The organism is Mycobacterium sp. NPDC051804 (assembly GCF_044452905.1).
In the GTDB taxonomy this organism is placed as follows: Bacteria; Actinomycetota; Actinomycetes; order Mycobacteriales; family Mycobacteriaceae; genus Mycobacterium.
Map to the genome: position 1 here is coordinate 686263 of NZ_JBITCD010000004.1, position 17157 is coordinate 703419.

At 65.5% G+C, this 17157-nt stretch carries 16 protein-coding genes; 10 read left to right on the forward strand and 6 right to left on the reverse strand.

The window, feature by feature from the left end; all coding sequences use genetic code 11:
• Positions 1-36 precede the first annotated feature (36 nt).
• The 3 genes from ACIA48_RS18745 (at position 37) to ACIA48_RS18755 (ending at position 3432) form a co-directional block, all read left to right on the forward strand.
• The gene (locus ACIA48_RS18745) at positions 37-1218 is read left to right on the forward strand and encodes a M20 family metallopeptidase (RefSeq protein WP_396734570.1); all 1182 of its coding nucleotides are present in this window, start codon (positions 37-39) and stop codon (positions 1216-1218) included.
• Positions 1215-2384 carry a M20 family metallopeptidase gene (locus ACIA48_RS18750; protein WP_396734572.1) on the forward strand — a complete coding sequence of 390 codons (1170 nt, stop codon included), beginning with the start codon at positions 1215-1217 and terminating at the stop codon, positions 2382-2384. The genes ACIA48_RS18745 and ACIA48_RS18750 overlap by 4 nt, the downstream gene beginning before the upstream one ends.
• 160 nt (positions 2385-2544) lie before the next feature.
• Positions 2545-3432: a DUF559 domain-containing protein gene (locus ACIA48_RS18755; RefSeq protein ID WP_396734575.1), complete on the forward strand. Its 888-nt coding sequence runs from the start codon at positions 2545-2547 to the stop codon at positions 3430-3432.
• Positions 3433-3499: 67 nt separating this feature from the next.
• Here the strand turns inward: ACIA48_RS18755 and ACIA48_RS18760 are convergent, their stop codons facing one another.
• Entirely contained in the window at positions 3500-3976 is a 477-nt protein-coding gene (locus tag ACIA48_RS18760) for a gamma-glutamylcyclotransferase (protein WP_396734577.1), read from the reverse strand.
• Between the two features lie 79 nt (positions 3977-4055).
• On the opposite strand from ACIA48_RS18760, the gene ACIA48_RS18765 reads away from it, so the two are divergent.
• From ACIA48_RS18765 to ACIA48_RS18775, 3 genes are read left to right on the forward strand one after another with little or no spacing between them, the layout of a single operon-like run.
• Entirely contained in the window at positions 4056-5471 is a 1416-nt protein-coding gene (locus ACIA48_RS18765; protein ID WP_396734580.1) for an NAD(P)H-quinone dehydrogenase, read from the forward strand.
• A gap of 55 nt (positions 5472-5526) precedes the next feature.
• On the forward strand, positions 5527-7266 hold the full coding sequence (locus ACIA48_RS18770; RefSeq protein ID WP_396734583.1) for a glycerol-3-phosphate dehydrogenase/oxidase: 1740 nt from the start codon (positions 5527-5529) through the stop codon (positions 7264-7266).
• Positions 7263-8123, forward strand: a complete 861-nt coding sequence (locus tag ACIA48_RS18775) for a pseudouridine synthase (RefSeq protein ID WP_396734585.1) — start codon at positions 7263-7265, stop codon at positions 8121-8123. Before ACIA48_RS18770 ends, ACIA48_RS18775 begins: the two co-directional genes overlap by 4 nt.
• Here the strand turns inward: ACIA48_RS18775 and ACIA48_RS18780 are convergent.
• Entirely contained in the window at positions 8115-9971 is a 1857-nt protein-coding gene (locus ACIA48_RS18780; RefSeq protein WP_396734587.1) for a glycoside hydrolase family 2 protein, read from the reverse strand. The genes ACIA48_RS18775 and ACIA48_RS18780 overlap by 9 nt on opposite strands.
• Before the next feature lie 538 nt (positions 9972-10509).
• Here ACIA48_RS18780 and ACIA48_RS18785 point away from each other — a divergent pair.
• Both ACIA48_RS18785 and ACIA48_RS18790 read left to right on the forward strand, forming a co-directional pair.
• Positions 10510-10821: an RNA-binding protein gene (locus ACIA48_RS18785; RefSeq protein ID WP_396734590.1), complete on the forward strand. Its 312-nt coding sequence runs from the start codon at positions 10510-10512 to the stop codon at positions 10819-10821.
• Between the two features lie 30 nt (positions 10822-10851).
• Complete coding sequence (locus tag ACIA48_RS18790; protein ID WP_396734593.1) at positions 10852-11622, forward strand: SDR family NAD(P)-dependent oxidoreductase; 771 nt, start codon at positions 10852-10854, stop codon at positions 11620-11622.
• Here the strand turns inward: ACIA48_RS18790 and ACIA48_RS18795 are convergent.
• A complete protein-coding gene (locus tag ACIA48_RS18795; RefSeq protein WP_396734596.1) occupies positions 11591-12376 on the reverse strand; it encodes an enoyl-CoA hydratase/isomerase family protein in 786 nt (261 codons plus the stop codon). The two genes, ACIA48_RS18790 and ACIA48_RS18795, sit on opposite strands and share 32 nt — an antisense overlap.
• A 3-nt stretch (positions 12377-12379) precedes the next feature.
• Entirely contained in the window at positions 12380-13066 is a 687-nt protein-coding gene (locus ACIA48_RS18800; protein WP_396734598.1) for a TetR family transcriptional regulator, read from the reverse strand.
• 70 nt (positions 13067-13136) lie between these two features.
• On the opposite strand from ACIA48_RS18800, the gene ACIA48_RS18805 reads away from it, so the two are divergent.
• Both ACIA48_RS18805 and ACIA48_RS18810 read left to right on the forward strand, forming a co-directional pair.
• Positions 13137-14192: a ferredoxin reductase gene (locus tag ACIA48_RS18805; RefSeq protein WP_396734600.1), complete on the forward strand. Its 1056-nt coding sequence runs from the start codon at positions 13137-13139 to the stop codon at positions 14190-14192.
• A gap of 19 nt (positions 14193-14211) precedes the next feature.
• On the forward strand, positions 14212-15345 hold the full coding sequence (locus ACIA48_RS18810) for a fatty acid desaturase family protein (RefSeq protein WP_396734603.1): 1134 nt from the start codon (positions 14212-14214) through the stop codon (positions 15343-15345).
• Between the two features lie 89 nt (positions 15346-15434).
• Here the strand turns inward: ACIA48_RS18810 and nei2 are convergent, their stop codons facing one another.
• Positions 15435-16205 carry an endonuclease VIII Nei2 gene (gene nei2 / locus ACIA48_RS18815; RefSeq protein ID WP_396734606.1) on the reverse strand — a complete coding sequence of 257 codons (771 nt, stop codon included), beginning with the start codon at positions 16203-16205 and terminating at the stop codon, positions 15435-15437.
• Positions 16198-17154, reverse strand: coding sequence for an NAD(P)H-dependent flavin oxidoreductase (locus ACIA48_RS18820; RefSeq protein WP_396734609.1), 957 nt, complete (start codon positions 17152-17154; stop codon positions 16198-16200). The genes nei2 and ACIA48_RS18820 overlap by 8 nt, the downstream gene beginning before the upstream one ends.
• Positions 17155-17157: the final 3 nt, after the last annotated feature.

Below are 17157 nucleotides of genomic sequence, written 5' to 3' on the forward strand. Positions count from 1 at the left end.
AACCGGCATCCATCGGTGCAGTGAGATACTTCGAGGATGCCTACAGCCACTGCGTCGAGTTGCGTCGAGGACGCTGTCAACCGACGCCGCGGCGATCTGGTCGAGCTGTCGCATTCGATTCACGCCGAGCCCGAACTCGCGTTCGCCGAACACCGCAGCTGTGCGAAGACCCAGAAGCTGGTCGCCGACTACGGGTTCGAGGTCACGAAGACGCTCGGCGGCCTGGACACCGCCTTCAGGGCCGACTACGGCAGCGGCCCGCTGGTCATCGGAATCTGTGCCGAGTACGACGCGCTGCCCGGCATCGGACACGCATGCGGTCACAACGTCATTGCCGCATCTGCGGTCGGCACCGCCCTGGCATTGGCTGAAGTGGCCGACCAGCTGGGGTTGACCGTTGTGCTGTTCGGAACTCCCGCCGAAGAGGCGGGTGGCGGAAAAGTGTTGCTGCTCAACGCGGGAGCATTCGACGACATCGTCGCCACCGTGATGCTGCACCCAGGCCCGCTCGACATCGCCGCCGCCCGTTCGCTGGCGCTGTCCCAGGTCGCTGTCGACTATCGCGGCCGGGAATCGCACGCCGCCGTGGCGCCGTACCTCGGCATCAACGCCGCCGACGCGATCACTGTCTCGCAGGTGGCGATCGGGCTGCTTCGCCAGCAGCTCGCGCCCGGCCAGATGATGCACGGCATCGTCACCGACGGCGGCCAGGCCACCAACATCATTCCGGGACGCGCCGAGATGCAGTACACGATGCGGGCCAACGACGCGGCGTCGTTGCGTGAACTCGAGCAGCGGATGTCCGACTGCTTCCTCGCAGGCGCGGTCGCCACCGGATGTGACTACACGGTGGCCGAGACCGAGCCGCCCTACGACGAGCTGGCTCCCGATTCGTGGCTCGCCGACACCTTCCGCGACGAGATGGTGCGGCTGGGTCGCACGCCGGTGCCCGCTGAGATCGAGGCGTCGTTGCCGCTGGGTAGTACCGACATGGGCAACGTCACCCAGGTCATGCCCGGTATTCATCCGATCGTCGGGATCGACGCGGGCGGTGCGTCGGTACATCAGCCGGCGTTCGCCGCGGCGGCGGCGCGACCCAGTGCCGACACGGCGGTCGTCGAGGGTGCGATCATGCTGGCTCGTACGGTGGTCAAGCTGGCCGAGACGGCAGCCGAACGGGACCGCGTTCTCGAGCTGAAGGCGAGGCGGGCGGCATGAGTCTCCATGACGCGACGGAACTGTGGCTCGACGCCCACTACCCGGACATGGTCGCGTGGCGCCGTCATATGCATGCCCACCCCGAGCTGGGGCGGCAAGAGTTCGCCACCACCCAGTTCGTCGCCTCGCATCTGGCCGACGCGGGTCTCAACCCGAAGGTGCTGCCCGGCGGCACCGGTCTGACGTGCGACTTCGGCCCGGAGCACGGGCCAAAAATCGCGCTGCGCGCCGATATGGACGCGCTGCCGATGGCCGAGCGCACCGGAGCGCCGTACGCGTCGGTGGTTCCTAATGTCACCCACGCCTGCGGGCACGACGCGCACACCTCGATCTTGTTGGGCACCGCGCTGGCCCTGGCATCGGTGCCGGAACTGCCAGTCGGCGTGCGACTCATCTTCCAGGCGGCCGAGGAGTTGATGCCAGGTGGTGCGATCGACGCCATCGCGGCGGGAGCGTTGTCGGGGGTGTCGCGCATTTTCGCGTTGCACTGCGATCCGCGGCTGGCTGTCGGCAAGGTCGCGGTGCGGCCGGGCCCGATCACGTCGGCCGCCGATCAGCTCGAGGTGACGCTGCACTCGCCCGGCGGGCATACGTCGCGACCGCATCTGACCGGGGATCTGGTCTACGGAATCGGCACGTTGATCACCGGGGTGCCGGGGATCCTGTCCCGTCGCATCGACCCGCGCAACAGCACGGTGATGGTGTGGGGTGCGGTCAATTCCGGCACCGCGGCCAACGCGATACCGCAGACCGGCACGTTGGCGGGCACTATTCGCACAGCCAGCCGTGAAACGTGGGAAACGCTGGAAGAGATTGTGCGTGAGGCGATTACTGCGCTGCTGGCGCCGCTGAACATCGATCACAGCGTGCAGTACCGGCGCGGGGTGCCCCCGGTGGTCAACGAGGAGATCTCGACCCGCATCGTCACCCACGCGATCGAGGCGATCGGCCCCGAGGTGCTATGCGACACCCGTCAGTCCGGTGGTGGCGAGGATTTCTCCTGGTACCTCGAGGAGGTGCCCGGCGCGATGGCGCGACTGGGGGTGTGGTCGGGTCGCGGGCCGCAATTGGATTTGCATCAACCGACATTCGACCTCGACGAGCGCGCGATGGCGGTGGGAGTGCGGTTCCTGGTCAACATCGTCGAGCAGGCGGCGCAGTTTTAGAACTTGCTTCCGCGAGTGACCGTGTTTGTACACCGACACACCGCTAATCGCGTGCATTTCGCGGTCGCTCGGCTGGTGCGATAGTCCCCAATCCGCTCTCAATGCACAGATCGCCCTGGGCTGCTGTCGCCACCGCAGCTCACCGACGCACGATCGCGGGGTGAACGCAGACCTTGAGCGACTATTCGTTGAGCAGATGGGTGTGGCAACGAGCGGCCAGATACTCAAGCATTTGAGTAGACGCGCATTCGCAGCGGCAGTGGATTCCGGAGTGCTGGAGAGGATTTGGCAAGGCATCTACTGTCTCGGTGAACCGGACGACGGCGCCCGCATGCGTGGGCTCGATCTGTCATGTGGCACCAAGGTGGCTGCTTGCCTCGGCACGGCCGCGGCCTTGTATGGGTTTGACACCGAACAGCCGACGGATCTCCACGTGCTGAGCCCGCCAGCGTCGAGACTTCGTTCCGCCGACGGCCTCACGGTGCACAGGCGCGAAGGAGCACCGCTGACTGTCGTCGAAGGACGTCCCGTCACCGCGCCGGCGTGGACTGCGGTCGAGGTAGCGCGATCACTTGAGCGCCCTCGGGCGTTGGCGACCCTGGATGCTGCGCTCCGCAGTGGGACGGCCACACGTCCTGAAATGTGGCGAGCAGCCGTCGCCCAGGCGGGTCGTCGGGGCATCGTCGCGGTGCGAGACCTGATCCCGCTAGCTGATTTCCGGGCTGAATCGCCTATGGAAAGTGAGGCGCGGTTGGCGATGATGGACGGTGCCCTGCCGATTCCCGAGCTGCAATACGAGATCATCGACGGAAACGGCGAGCGCAGACGAGTCGACTTCGCGTGGCCGCAGTACCGGATTGCCGTCGAATATGACGGCCTCGACTGGCATAGCGGGCCCGAAGCCATGCGCCGTGACCGGAGGCGCACAGCGGCGCTGATGGATGTCGGATGGGTGGTGATAGCGATCGTCTTCGAAGATGTCCGATATCGCAGCACGGAGTTCGTGGCTCGCATCGATGTGCAATTGAGGCGCGCTCAGGCAGCGTGAGCGACCGCAAAATGCACACCGTTTGCGGCGTGTCTGTGTACAGACACGGTCACTCGCGGAGAACCGCCTACGTGGTGCCTGGCCCGATGTTGCGGGCCGGGCGGGTGCGCAGACCGTGTACGTATTCCTCTGGTGCACCGGCGATTTCGGCGGCATCGGCCATGACGCCGATGTAACGAGCCGAGGGCAGACCACCCTCCCACGCGTCGACCACGTACAGCCACGCCAGCACCGGCTCGAAGCTGGTGTCCGACGACGTGCGATGCACCCGGCACCGGATCTTCTTGTGGATGCCGAGCTCTGAACCCTCCCAGCGGTCGAGGTTCTGCTCGTCGTCTCTGGTCATGTCGTAGAGCACGACGAACACGCTCGCCGTGGGATCTTCGACGACGGTGGCCAAGGCGCCTTCCCAGCCAATGTCCTCGCCGCCGAACGTCAGCCGCCAGCCGTGCAGCCATCCGGTTCCCGCCATCGGCGAATGAGGCGCCCGCTCCAACATCTGCTCTGGATGCATGTTGGATCCGTAGGCGGCGTAGAGCGGCACCAGGAAACTCTACGGCTTACCGGGCCGGCTTCGCCGACAGGCTGGGCGATCAACGCCTCGCTTGGCTAGCGTTGACGTCGTGGCAACGCGCATCGTCATCATCGGCGGCGGCCCCGCCGGCTACGAGGCGGCACTGGTCGCCGCCGCTCGGGGGCCCGAGGTCGCCGAGGTCACCGTCGTCGACTCCGACGGCATCGGCGGCGCTTGCGTGCTTTGGGACTGCGTTCCCTCAAAGACCTTCATCGCCTCCACCGGTGTGCGCACCGAACTGCGTCGCGCCTCGGGCCTCGGCTTCGACATCGCGATCGAGGACGCCAAGATCTCACTGGACCAGATCCACAATCGCGTCAAGACGCTGGCGAAATCGCAGTCAACCGACATCGGCCATCAGCTGCTGCGTGAGGGCGTAACCGTCGTCCACGGCCGCGGGGAGCTGGTCGACGACACCTCCGGCATGGCCCACCACCGAGTGAGGGTCACCACGGTGGGTGGCCGGGTCGGCACGCTCAAGGCTGATGTCGTGCTGATCGCGACGGGCGCGAGCCCGCGAGTGCTGCCGAACGCCAAGCCCGACGGCGAGCGCATTCTCAACTGGCGCCAGCTCTATGACCTCACCGAACTGCCCCAGCACCTCATCATCGTCGGGTCCGGCGTCACCGGAGCCGAGTTCTGCAACGCCTACACCGAGCTCGGTGTGCAGGTCACCGTGGTCGCCAGTCGCGATCAGATCCTGCCGCACGAGGACCGCGACGCGGCGGCCGTGCTCGAGGAGGCGTTCGCCGACCGCGGTGTGAAGCTGGTCAAGAACGCTCGTGCCGACTCGGTGACCCGGACCGCCGACGGCGTGCTGGTGAAGATGGCCGACGGCAGAACCGTCGAGGGCAGCCACGCGCTGATGACCGTCGGTTCGGTCCCCAACACCTCGGGACTGGGACTGGAGAACGTCGGCATCGAGCTTGCCCAGGGCAACTATCTGAAGGTCGACCGGGTGTCGCGGACGTCGGCGTCGGGAATCTACGCGGCGGGCGACTGTACCGGTCTGTTGCCGCTGGCGTCGGTGGCCGCCATGCAGGGGCGTATCGCGATGTACCACGCATTGGGCGAGGGGGTGACGCCGATCCGGCTGCGTACCGTCTCCGCGGCGGTGTTCACCAGGCCCGAGATTGCCGCGGTCGGGGTGCCGCAGACGGCCATCGACAGCGGCAATGTGCCCGCGCGGACCCTCATGTTGCCGCTCAACACCAACGCCAGGGCCAAGATGTCGCTGCTGCGTCTCGGCTTCGTGAAGATCTTCTGCCGCCCGGCCACCGGCGTCGTGATCGGAGGCGTTGTGGTCGCACCGATCGCCTCCGAGCTGATCCTGCCCATCGCGCTGGCAGTGCAGAACAACCTCTCTGTGACCGACCTTGCGCAGACGCTGTCGGTGTATCCGTCGCTGTCCGGGTCGATCGTGGAGGCGGCGCGAAGATTGATGGCACACGACGATCTGGACTGAGCCCACGTAACCTGGGATACGGCGGCGTACCGACCAGTAACTAGGAGCGATTTCGGTGAGCGACCCGATCCCCGCGAACGGGCAGACACTCCTGAGTCCGGAGCAGCGCGCAGAGGCGTGGGAGCGTCTAGGCAGCGAGCAGTTCGACGTCGTCGTTGTCGGCGGCGGGGTAGTGGGGGCGGGTGCCGCTCTCGACGCGGCAACTCGCGGCCTCAAAGTGGCCCTCGTCGAGGCGCGCGACTTCGCTTCCGGAACGTCGAGTCGGTCGTCGAAGATGTTTCACGGCGGCTTGCGTTACCTCGAGCAACTCGAGTTCGGGCTCGTTCGCGAGGCGCTGCACGAGCGTGAACTCTCGCTCACGACGTTGGCCCCGCATCTGGTCAAACCGCTGCCGTTCCTGTTCCCGCTGACCAACCGGGTCTGGGAGCGGCCCTACATCGCCGCGGGGATCTTTCTCTATGACCAACTCGGCGGGGCGAAATCCGTTCCGGCGCAGAAGCATCTGACCAAATCGGGTGCACTGCGGCTGGCGCCCGGGCTGAAGCGGTCGTCGTTGATCGGCGGCATTCGGTACTACGACACCGTGGTCGACGACGCGCGGCACACCATGACCGTCGCGCGAACCGCGGCGCACTACGGAGCGGTGGTGCGGACGTCGACGCAGGTGGTGTCGCTGATGCGCGAGGGTGACCGGGTCGTTGGGGTGGAGGTGCGTGACTCCGAAGACGGTCGGATTACCGAGGTACGCGGGCATGTGGTGGTGAATGCCACCGGCGTCTGGACCGACGAGATCCAGGCGTTGTCGAAGCAGCGCGGCCGATTTCGGGTGCGCGCATCCAAGGGCGTGCACATCGTCGTACCCCGCGACCGCATCGTCAGCGAGGTGGCGATCATTCTGCGCACCGAGCAGTCGGTGCTGTTCGTCATCCCGTGGGGCACGCACTGGATCATCGGCACCACCGACACCGACTGGAATCTCGACCTAGCCCACCCGGCAGCCACCAAGGCCGACATCGACTACATCCTTGGCACCGTCAACACGGTGCTGGCGACGCCCTTGACTCACGACGACATCGACGGGGTGTACGCCGGTCTGCGACCGCTGCTCGCGGGGGAGAGCGAGGAGACCTCCAAGCTGTCGCGCGAGCATGCGGTGGCCGTGCCCGCGCCTGGACTGGTGGCCATCGCCGGCGGCAAGTACACGACGTATCGGGTGATGGGCGCCGACGCGATCGATGCCGCAGCCGAGTACGTGCCGGCCCGGGTTGCTCCGTCGATCACCGAGAAGGTGCCGCTGATGGGCGCCGACGGCTACTTCGCGCTGATCAATCAGACGGAACATGTCGGAAAGCATTACGGGCTGCATCCGTATCGGGTGCGGCATCTGCTGGACCGCTACGGGTCGCTGATCGGTGAGGTCCTTCAGATGGCCGAAGGCCGGCCGGATCTACTGACCCCGATCACCGAAGCTCCGGTGTATCTGAAGGTGGAGGCGTGGTACGCCGTGGCGGCCGAGGGTGCGTTGCATCTGGAGGACATTCTGGCGCGGCGCATGCGGATCTCGATCGAGTACCCGCACCGCGGCGTGGACTGTGCGCGCGAAGTCGCCGAAGTGGTTGCGCCCGCGCTGGGTTGGAGCTCTGCCGATATCGACCGCGAGGTGACGACATACCTGGCTCGTGTCGAGGCCGAGGTGCGTTCGCAGCAGGAGCCGGATGATGAATCCGCTGATGCGCTGCGGGCCGCCGCGCCGGAGGCGCGTGCTGAGATTCTCGAACCGGTGCCACTCAATTGAGGCGTCCCGCTCCGTTGCCGGTCCGTGACGGACTCGGCCCGGCGCGGGTGCGGTTGCGCGGCGGATCGGTGCTCGTCGAGTTGGCGTCTCGGTTCGGGGACGGTGCTGCGGCGAAAGTGCTTGCAGGTGAGGTTGTTTGCGCTGACGGCAGTGTCGTCGGGGTAGGGACGGTCCTACCGCCCGGGTCTTTCGTCTACCTGTACCGCGAGTTACGCGAAGAGGTTCCGGTGCCGTTCGACATGCCGATCCTGTATCGCGACGACGACATCGTGGTGGTCGACAAACCGCATTTTCTGGCGACAATGCCACGGGGGCGACATGTGGCGCAGACGGCGACGGTGCGGCTGCGGCGAGAGCTTGAGTTGCCGGAGCTGTCGCCTGCGCATCGGTTGGATCGGCTGACGGCGGGCGTGCTGTTGTTCACGGTGCGGCGCGAGGTGCGCGGTGCATATCAGACGATGTTCGCGCGGGGCGAGGTGCGGAAGACATATCTGGCGCGAGCGGGGATCGATCCGGCGCTGGAGTTTCCGGTGATTCTGCGAAGCCGTATTACCAAGCGGCGTGGGCAGTTACAGTCCGCCGAGGAGCAGGGTGAGCCGAATGCGGAGACCTTGGTGGAGCATCTCGGCGACGGGCTTTATCGGCTGACGCCGAGGACGGGGAGGACACATCAATTGCGGGTGCATATGAATTCGTTGGGGATTCCTATCATTGGCGACCCGTGGTATCCGAACGTCGTCGACGTGGCGCCCGACGACTTCTCCAGGCCCCTTCAGCTGCTTGCGCACCGCCTCGAACTCGACGATCCGATCTCCGGTGAACCGCGCGTATTCGTCAGCAAGCGATCGCTAGCGTGAACCCGCGGCGATGACTGCGCGATTACGCCCTGCCACTACCGGTAGGTCGACCTTCATGATCTGGCGGTCGTAGGTCATATAGCCGTTGACCTCGTTCTCGACATCCGTTGTCTGCGTGTAGATAGCACCCGACAGTCCGACCTCACGGATCACCCGCTCGACGTCGAGGCTGACCTCGACGTAGCGCTGGGTCAGACGTTCCTTACTGTCGGGCATCTCGTATGCCATGGGCGGCCCGGGCCACCGGTTGGCTTCTTCGATCAGGCCCAAGCCACCGTACTCACCGTTGACGGTCACCCTGCCGTCACGTATCAGCGGCCTACCCGGACCCACGTAGGTGTGATCGTCAAAGATGTCGCCGGCCCTGCTGTCGCCGCGGGACTTGCAGCAGTTCGCCCCGCTGTTGGGGACCACCATGCGCGTGCGGTCCTCGGCCTTCACCGCCCTCGCGATCCTGGCCGTGTCGTACTCGCCCCAGCCCTCGTTGAACGGCACCCACCCGACGATCGACGTGACGCTGCTCAGCTGATGGACCATCTCGGAGAGCTCGTTTTCGAAGTGCGCCTGGGCATCCCGACGTGGTGTCGGGGCCGGACCCGTCGGAATGTCGAGCGACACGTCCAGAGACGGCATATCCTGCCACACCAGGAGTCCCAGCTTGTCCGTCCAGTAGTACCACCGCGCGGGTTCGGTCTTGGCGTGCTTGCGGACGAAGTTCATACCGAGCGCCTTGATCTGCTCGAGGTCGAACTTCAGTGCATCGTCGGTGGGCGCGGTGTAGATCCCGTCGGGCCAGTAGCCCTGATCCAGCGGACCGTGCAGGAACGTGATCTTGCCGTTCAGCGCCATCCGCGCTCTGCCCTGTGCGTCTTTGACCGTGCTGATCGTGCGCAGGCCGCCATAGCTGGACACCTCGTCGACAACCTTGCCCGACCGGGTCACCAGTCGCGCCGTCAGGTCGTAGAGGTACGGATCGTCCGGCGTCCATAACCGCGGCGACGGCACCCGCAGGCGCAGCGTGGCACCCGGCCTTCCCGTCGCGCGCGCGACGACCTCGCCGCCGGGTTTGGAGACAACCACTTCGGCGCGCTGATCACTCGCACCCGAAACACGCGGCGTCACAGTGAAACTGGTCAAGTCCGGTGTGATGTCGAGCTTGTCGATATGCGCCGTGGGCACCGGCTCCATCCACACCGTCTGCCAGATGCCCGACGCTCCGGTGTAGAACAGCCCGGCGGGGTGGTAGCGCTGCTTGCCGACGGCGAAGCCGCCCTTTTCGTTGCGATCCTCGACGCGAACTGTCAACTCCTGCGGGCCCGACGGACGCAGTGCGCTGGTGATGTCTGCGCTGAACTCGGTGTATCCGCCTTCGTGTCGGGCGACCTGCTTCTTGTTCACCCAGACGGTGGCGATCTGATCGACGGCACCGAAGTGAAGCAGTACGTGCTGGCTGTCCCAGTCGCGGGGAATCTCAAATACCTTGCGGTACCACATCTGATCGTCGTGACGTTGTATTCCCGACAGGGCGGACTCGGTGGGGAAAGGCACCAGGATCTGCTCCCGGTAGGCGCTTTCCGGCGGCAGTGCGGTCGACCCAGCCTTGGCGGGACCGCCGGTGTAACCCCATAAACCGTTGAGGTTCAACCATTTCTCTCGGGACAGCTGCGGGCGCGGATACTCAGGTAGCGCATTATTCGGTCCGACCAACTGGGTCCACCGGGTCGACAACGGTGGTTTCTTCGGTTGCCACACGTCGGCGGCATGGGCCGGCGTGATCACGATCGTGATGCTGCCCAGCAGTGCCAGCGCCAAGGCGAGGGCGATCTGGGCGAGTCGGGTCTTTGTCATGGGGTGAGTGCCCGGCGGGTACGACGGTTGACGCGAGCAGGCATGAACATTCCCCACGATCGACAGAAGTAGGACCTGACTTGGCGGCGCCAACCTTGAAAGTCCCCCGACGCGCCGTTTCGTCGCAGCAAACATACACAGAAGTTCATGCCGACGGAAGTAGGCAAGCCTGGCAATTCGGATAGAACATCGCCCCGATGGTGTCGAGCACTACGAGACCCCACGGTTGGCGTGGTCCGCCAGATCGCCGTGCTTTGCCTGCAGATGTGAGCATTTCGCCCCAGAAGTACGTGGGCAGATTCAAACTTGGCACTCGAAAGTCCGCTATGTGGTTCACAGAAATCTTCCACTGATCCTGCACGGGGCATCGCGCCGCACCGATGCCGAGATGTCGATCGCCCAGCAAAGCATGATCGGTTCCTGATCGACCTTGCACGACTTCCCGCGTGGTGCGTTTTCGATCACACTGAACGTCCGAACTGCGAGAATTTGGATCGGCGTCGTCGAGCAGCGGCAGCGCCTCTTGAAGGAGCGATACGTGCGCAGGATTTGGCTTTGTGCCGCGGCAGTGTTGTTCGCAGGCGGTTTGGTGAATGCGGAGATTCCGACCGCCAACGCCACGCTGTGCGGATCCGTTGGCGGCAGGCATGTCGACGTCACCGGCTGTAGTGACCCGCTGTCCTATCTCAACGACGCCCTGCCCCCACCGCCGCTCCCTGCCGCGCCTCCGCCGCCGGGTGCGCCGCCACCTCCACCGCCGCCACCCCCGGTGTATGTGCCGCCGCCCGCGCCGAACGTCAACGTGTGCGCCGACGCCGGCCGACGGATCAGCGTCAGCGGCTGTATCTAAGCGCCGAACGGCATCTGTTTGACTGACCCCGTGAACCGCACAACATTTGATCGCCTGTTCGACATGACCGACCGCGCCGTCATCGTGACGGGCGGCACCCGCGGAATCGGGTTGGCGCTCGCCGAAGGCTTTGTTCTCGCCGGTGCCCGTGCCGTGGTCGCCAGTCGCAAAGCAGACGCCTGTGAACAAACCGCGGCGCACCTGCGCGACCTCGGCGGCCAGGCGATCGGCGTACCGACTCACCTCGGAGACCCGGCCGCACTAGAGGCCCTTGTGCAAAAGACGGTCGACGAATTCGGTGGCATCGACGTGGTGGTCAACAACGCTGCCAATGCGCTGGCTCAGCCGCTCGGCGAGATGACCGCAGAGGCGTTGACGAAGTCGCACGAGGTGAACGTGCGCGGTCCGCTCTTCCTGGTGCAGGCGGCATTGCCGTATCTGAAGGAGTCTTCGCATGCAGCGGTGATCAATCTGGTGTCCGTCGGCGCCTTCAACTTCTCGCCGGGAACGGCCATCTACTCGTCGAACAAGGCGGCGTTGATGTCTTTGACCCGATCGATGGCAGCGGAGTACGCGTCGCTGGGGATCCGGGTCAACGCGATCGCACCCGGCCCCGTCGATACCGACATGATGCGCAACAACCCGCAGGAGGCCGTCGACCGCATGGCGGGCAGCGTGTTCTTGAAGCGGCTCGCCACCCCGGACGAGATGGTTGGCGCAGCATTGCTTTTGGCGTCCGACGCGGGGAGCTACATGACCGGAACGGTGATCATCGCTGACGGTGGCGGAACGCCTCGGTAGCGTCCGCCATCACCCCGCCGGTTGACGCCAGGATCTGGCTGCGGTTTTCCAGATGCAGGGCCGACTCCAGACTTGACGCGTCGAGGTTCGCCCACAAGACCTGCTTGGTCGACTCGACGCCGAATTTGCCATAACTGCACAGTGTTTCAGCGATTGCGAGCGCGTCGTCGACCACCGAGCCGGCCGTGGAGATGCGGGACACCAAGCCGAGCCGTAGCGCCTCGCCGGCGTCGACCGCGCGGGCCGTCAGGATGAGGTCGAACGCGGGGCCCGCGCCGATGATGCGCGGCAGTGTGTAGCTGACGCCGATGTCGCACCCGCCGAGGCCCAGCTTGATGAACTGGGTGCAGAATTTCGCGGACTCGGACCCGATCCGGATGTCGCAGGCCAGCGCGATGCCCATGCCACCGCCGTAGGCCGGACCGTTGACGGCCGCAATCACCGGCTGCCGAAGGTGATGGATCTTCGCGGTGAGGTCTGCAATCCTTTCCTGCCAACGCATTCCGGCTCGTGGGAACTCCGTTCCTTCGCCCGCCCTGTTGGGGTTGGGATCGGTCAGGTCGAGCCCGGAACAGAAGCCACGGCCCGCGCCTGTGAAGACGACGACTCGCAGGTCGTTGTTCGCCCGGAATCCGTCGAGGGCGGCGTGCAGGTCCTCGACCAGCTCATAGGACAGCGCGTTGAGCTTCTCCGGCCTGTTGAGGGTCAGGACGGCGATGTCGGGGCGCGGATACTCCAGTTCCAGATTCGGCATGCATCAGACGGTACTTCGCCAGTCCGCGACGCCGACGGCGATCATCCGCAGCTGCTTGACCGCGATCCGCTTGATCTCGTCCAGGGCCGCCTGGTCGTGCGCGTCCTCGATGGCCTCGGCGATCACGATCATCGAGTTGACGAACAGGCTGGCCAGGATGTTCAGATCCTCACCGCTCCAGGTGTTCAGGCCGGGGAAGCGGGCGAGGTCGATGGCCAGCTCGGAGGTGATCAACCGAATCTCGGTGCGAATGGCGTAGCGGAGCACGGACACTCCGCTGGAGCGTTCCCGCCCGATGAAGCGCCAATGCTCGCGACGCTCGTTGACCCCGTCGATGAGGATGTCGACGCTGGATTCGATGACCCGTTTCGGGTCCAGCTTGCCGGCGCGCGCCCCCCGCAGCATCTCGCGCAGGCTGCGGAACGACTCGTCGATCAGCACCAGGCCGAGCGCCTCCATCGACTCGAAATGCCGATAGAACGCCGCGGGCACGATGCCCGCTTCGCGCGTGACCTCACGCAAGCTCAGCGCGGAGAAACTGCGCTCTTCCAGGAGCCGCAGACCGGCGGCGACGATGGCCTGCCGGGTCGCCTCTTTGCGCTCTTCACGCGACGGCGAAGAGCGTCCGGATTCCCGTGACCGCGATCTGCTCGAACGGCTTGACCGTGAGCTAGGCGTACGACTGTTCACTGATGTGAAACATACCACAACCTGGCCAAATCCGTTGACGAGGTGCTGCAAACATAGTCACAGTGTACACATGTTCACTCAAACTTTGACGCAGCGGGTGCTCCGGTCGCCCCTGGTCGACCTGCTGACCGGACCTCACGGTGTAGACCGGTATACCGAGCTCGTCGCCCCGACCTGGACCCAGCGCGACGCTCGCGCGACCGTGATCGCGGTCCGGCGCCAGACCCCGCGAAGCGTCACCCTCACCCTTGAGCCCAATCAGGCGTTCACTGGATTCAGCGCCGGGCAGCACATCAACCTGACGGTCGAGATCGACGGTCGTCGTCGCACCCGCCCGTACTCGCCTGCGAGTGCCGAAGGTGCGGCCTACATCGAGCTGACGATCGGCCACCACGACGGCGGACTGGTCTCCACCTATCTGAACCGTCACGCGCGACCGGGGATGGTGGTCGGCCTGGACTCCGTCGGCGGCGACTTCGTGATGCCGGAGGTCCGGCCCCGAAACATCCTGTTCGTCTCGGGCGGTAGCGGCATCACCCCGGTGATGTCGATGCTGCGGACGTTGCGAGCCGAGGGCGCCGATCGCGACATCACGTTCATCCATTACGCGCGGACCCGCGCCGAGGCCTGCTATGCCGACGAACTCGCGGCGATGGCGGGGGTGCGGGTGCTGCACGGCTACACCCGCGGTGACGGCGGCGACCTCTCCGGCTATTTCGACGCCGAGCACCTCGCGTTGGCCGATGCCACGGAGGACACCGACGTGTACGTGTGCGGGCCGCCCGCGCTTGTCGACGCCGTTCGGACCCATTTCCCGGCCGCCAAGTCGGAGAGCTTCGTGCCTCCAGTGTTCACGGTTCCGGCCGAATCATCCGGCGGTCGTGTGGCATTCACCGACGCGAAGGTCGACATCACCGACGACGGTCGGCCTCTTCTCGAGCAGGCCGAGGCCGCGGGCCTGAATCCGGAGAGCGGATGCCGCATGGGCATCTGCCACAGCTGTACCCGTCGCAAGACCCGCGGCGCGGTGCGAAACCTGATCACCGGTGCGGTGTCGACGACCGACGAGGAGGACGTGCAGATCTGCGTGACCGTCCCCGTCGGCGACGTCGACCTGGCGCTGTAAACCGAAAGGAGTAATCGAGATGCCTACAACCACCATCGATGCCACCACCACTCCCACCACCACGATCGCGCAGCCACAGACGATCACCAAGACCGTCGCTGGCAAGGCCGTGACCATGACACCCGAGCAGGCCGACGCCTTCGGCCGCGAGCTCGACGCCCTCAAAGAGCGCGTGATCGCCGATCTCGGTGAGCGCGACGTCACCTACATTCGCCGAATCATCAGGGCGCAGCGCGGTTTGGAGGTCGCCGGCCGCGCAATGCTGTTCGGTGGCATCTTCCCGCCGTTCTGGCTCGCGGGGACCGCGATGCTGGGCCTGTCGAAGATCCTCGACAACATGGAGATCGGCCACAACATCATGCACGGCCAGTACGACTGGACCGGCGACCCGACGCTGTCGAGCAAGAACTTCGAATGGGACACCGCCTGCCCGGCTGATCAGTGGCGCCATTCGCACAACTACATGCACCACACCTACACCAACATCGTCGGCATGGACCGCGATGTGGGCTACGGCATCCTGCGGATCAGCGAAGACCAGAAGTGGAAGCCGTACTACCTGGGCAACCCGGTGTGGGCGTTCCTGTTGATGGTGCTCTTCCAGTACGGCGTCGCCCTGCACGAGATGGAATCCGAGCGCATCGCCGCCGGTGAGATCAGCATCGCCGACAAGCGCGAAATCCTCGAAGGCATCTGGCGCAAGACCAAGCGTCAGACGCTCAAGGACTACGTGGCCTTCCCGCTGTTGGCCGGGCCGTTCGCACCGTGGGTGTTCGCGGGCAACATGACCGCCAACCTGATGCGCAACGTCTGGTCCAACGTCATCATCTTCTGCGGGCACTTCCCCGAGGATGTGCAGGAATTCTCGATCGAGGAAACCAAGGCCGAGACGCGTGGACAGTGGTACTTCCGCCAGGTCCTCGGATCGGCGAACCTCACCGGAGGCAAGCTCTTTCACATCCTGAGCGGAAACCTGTCGTTCCAGATCGAGCACCATCTGTTCCCTGATATCCCGGCACATCGCCACGCTGAGATCGCACCCGAGGTGCAGGACATCTGCCAGCGCTACGGCATTCCGTACAACAAGGGGCCGCTGCACAAGCAGATCGCCACGGTCTGGCGGAAGATCTTCAAGCTGGCGCTGCCCAGCTAGCTGCTTAGCCGCGAAATGGCATTCCAGCAGGCATCTACTCGAACTTTCGCTGCTGGAATGCCATTTCGGCGTCTCAGTTTCGGCGCGAACTACTTCTGACAGTTCGGGCACCAGAACGAGATCCGATCGCTGCCCATGACGTCGGCGCGATCCGAAGCGATCGGAGTGCTGCAACGTCGACAGGGACGCCCCACCCGGCCGTACACCCAAAGGTCACGACCGGAACGGGTGTCGCCTGTCGTGGTTCGATTGACGCGTGATCGGTTCAGCCACAGCATGTCGCGCGCTCGTTGCACCATGCGTAGCGGATCTTTGACGTTACCCACCGGTGTGGTCGGCAGATACCCTGTCACGAAACAGAGTTCGTTGGCGTACACGTTTCCGACGCCTGCCATCACGCGCTGATCCAACAGCGTCTCGGCCAGTGGTCGTTGCGGTTCCGATACCAGGTTTTCTCGCGCAATCCGCGGCTCCCAGTCGTCGCCCAATAGGTCGGGACCAAGGTGTGCTACGGCGTCCATGTCATGCTCGCGTTTGAGGATCTCCAGCACTCCGAGGTCGATGCCTGCGGCACGAGAATCCTGGGTTTCCAGGATGATTCGGATCTTGTGCGGCTGGACGCGTCGGATCTGCCCGCCGATCAGCCAGGCGCCGTCCATCTTGAGGTGCGAGTGAATGCTCGCATCACCCGCACGAATGAACAGATGCTTACCGCGGCTGACCACTTCGTCGACGACGCACCCCGTCAGGTCGATCGTCGCGAACTTCGGGACCCGCACGTCGCAGCGGGTGAGGGTTTTACCGGCGAGCGCCTCCCGCAGCTTGGTGGCCGTGCGAAAGACGGTGTCGCCCTCAGGCATACAACTGGCCCGCTGCGTCGATGGCTTGCTCTGCCTGCATCACGATCTGTGCCACGACGGCGGCCGCATCGTCGGACTCGGTGATCAGGTCGACGGCTTCGCCGGCCCAGATGGGCACGTAGTCGTAGTCCCGGCGCGCGACGGCATCGAGGTATTCCTGTCGCACCGAATCATCCAACTCCGCCACACGGTCCTGCCATTCGTCGGTGAACCGATTGCGCAGTGTCCGTGCCGGATACCGCTCCGGCCACGCGGCCCCAGCCGCGACGTCGATGGCTCTGCCGCGCGTCGTGTCGGCGGCTTGCGCGGCGAGGATCGCCGTGACTTCCTCGGCGTCGAGCAGCGCTTCGGTGGTGGCCTCGAAGCGTGTCCCGATCATCGCCCCCGCTGCACCGAGTGTGAGGGCCGCGGCGAGTCCGCGACCGTCGGCGATGCCGCCCGCCGCAAGCACCGGCGTCGTGCCCGCGAGGTCGACGACCGCGGGGACGAACGGCAGCGTCGCCCGGCCGCCGCCGTGACCGCCGGCCTCCGATCCCTGCGCGACGACGACGTCAGCGCCGACGGCCAGCGCGCGCTGAGCTTCCTCCATCGACGTGACCTGCACCATGACAGCGATGTCGGCCGCGCGGATGCCGTCGACGAACGGCTCCGGATCGCCGAACGAGAGCATGATCGCCGACGGCGACTGCTCAATCGCCGCGCCGAGTACGTCGGGGGTCACGCCCCAGGTGAGAAATCCGATGCCCCACGGCTTGCTGGTCGCCGCTTTCGCGAGGCGGCATTCGCGTTCGAGCCATCGCCGGTTGCCACTGCCGGCTCCGATCAGACCGAGCCCGCCGCCCTCGGACACGGCGGCCGCCAGTGCACCGCCGGCAACGCCACCCATCGGTGCCAGCACGACCGGATGCTTGATCCCGAACCTGGCCGTCAACGCGGTGCGAAGCGTCATGTC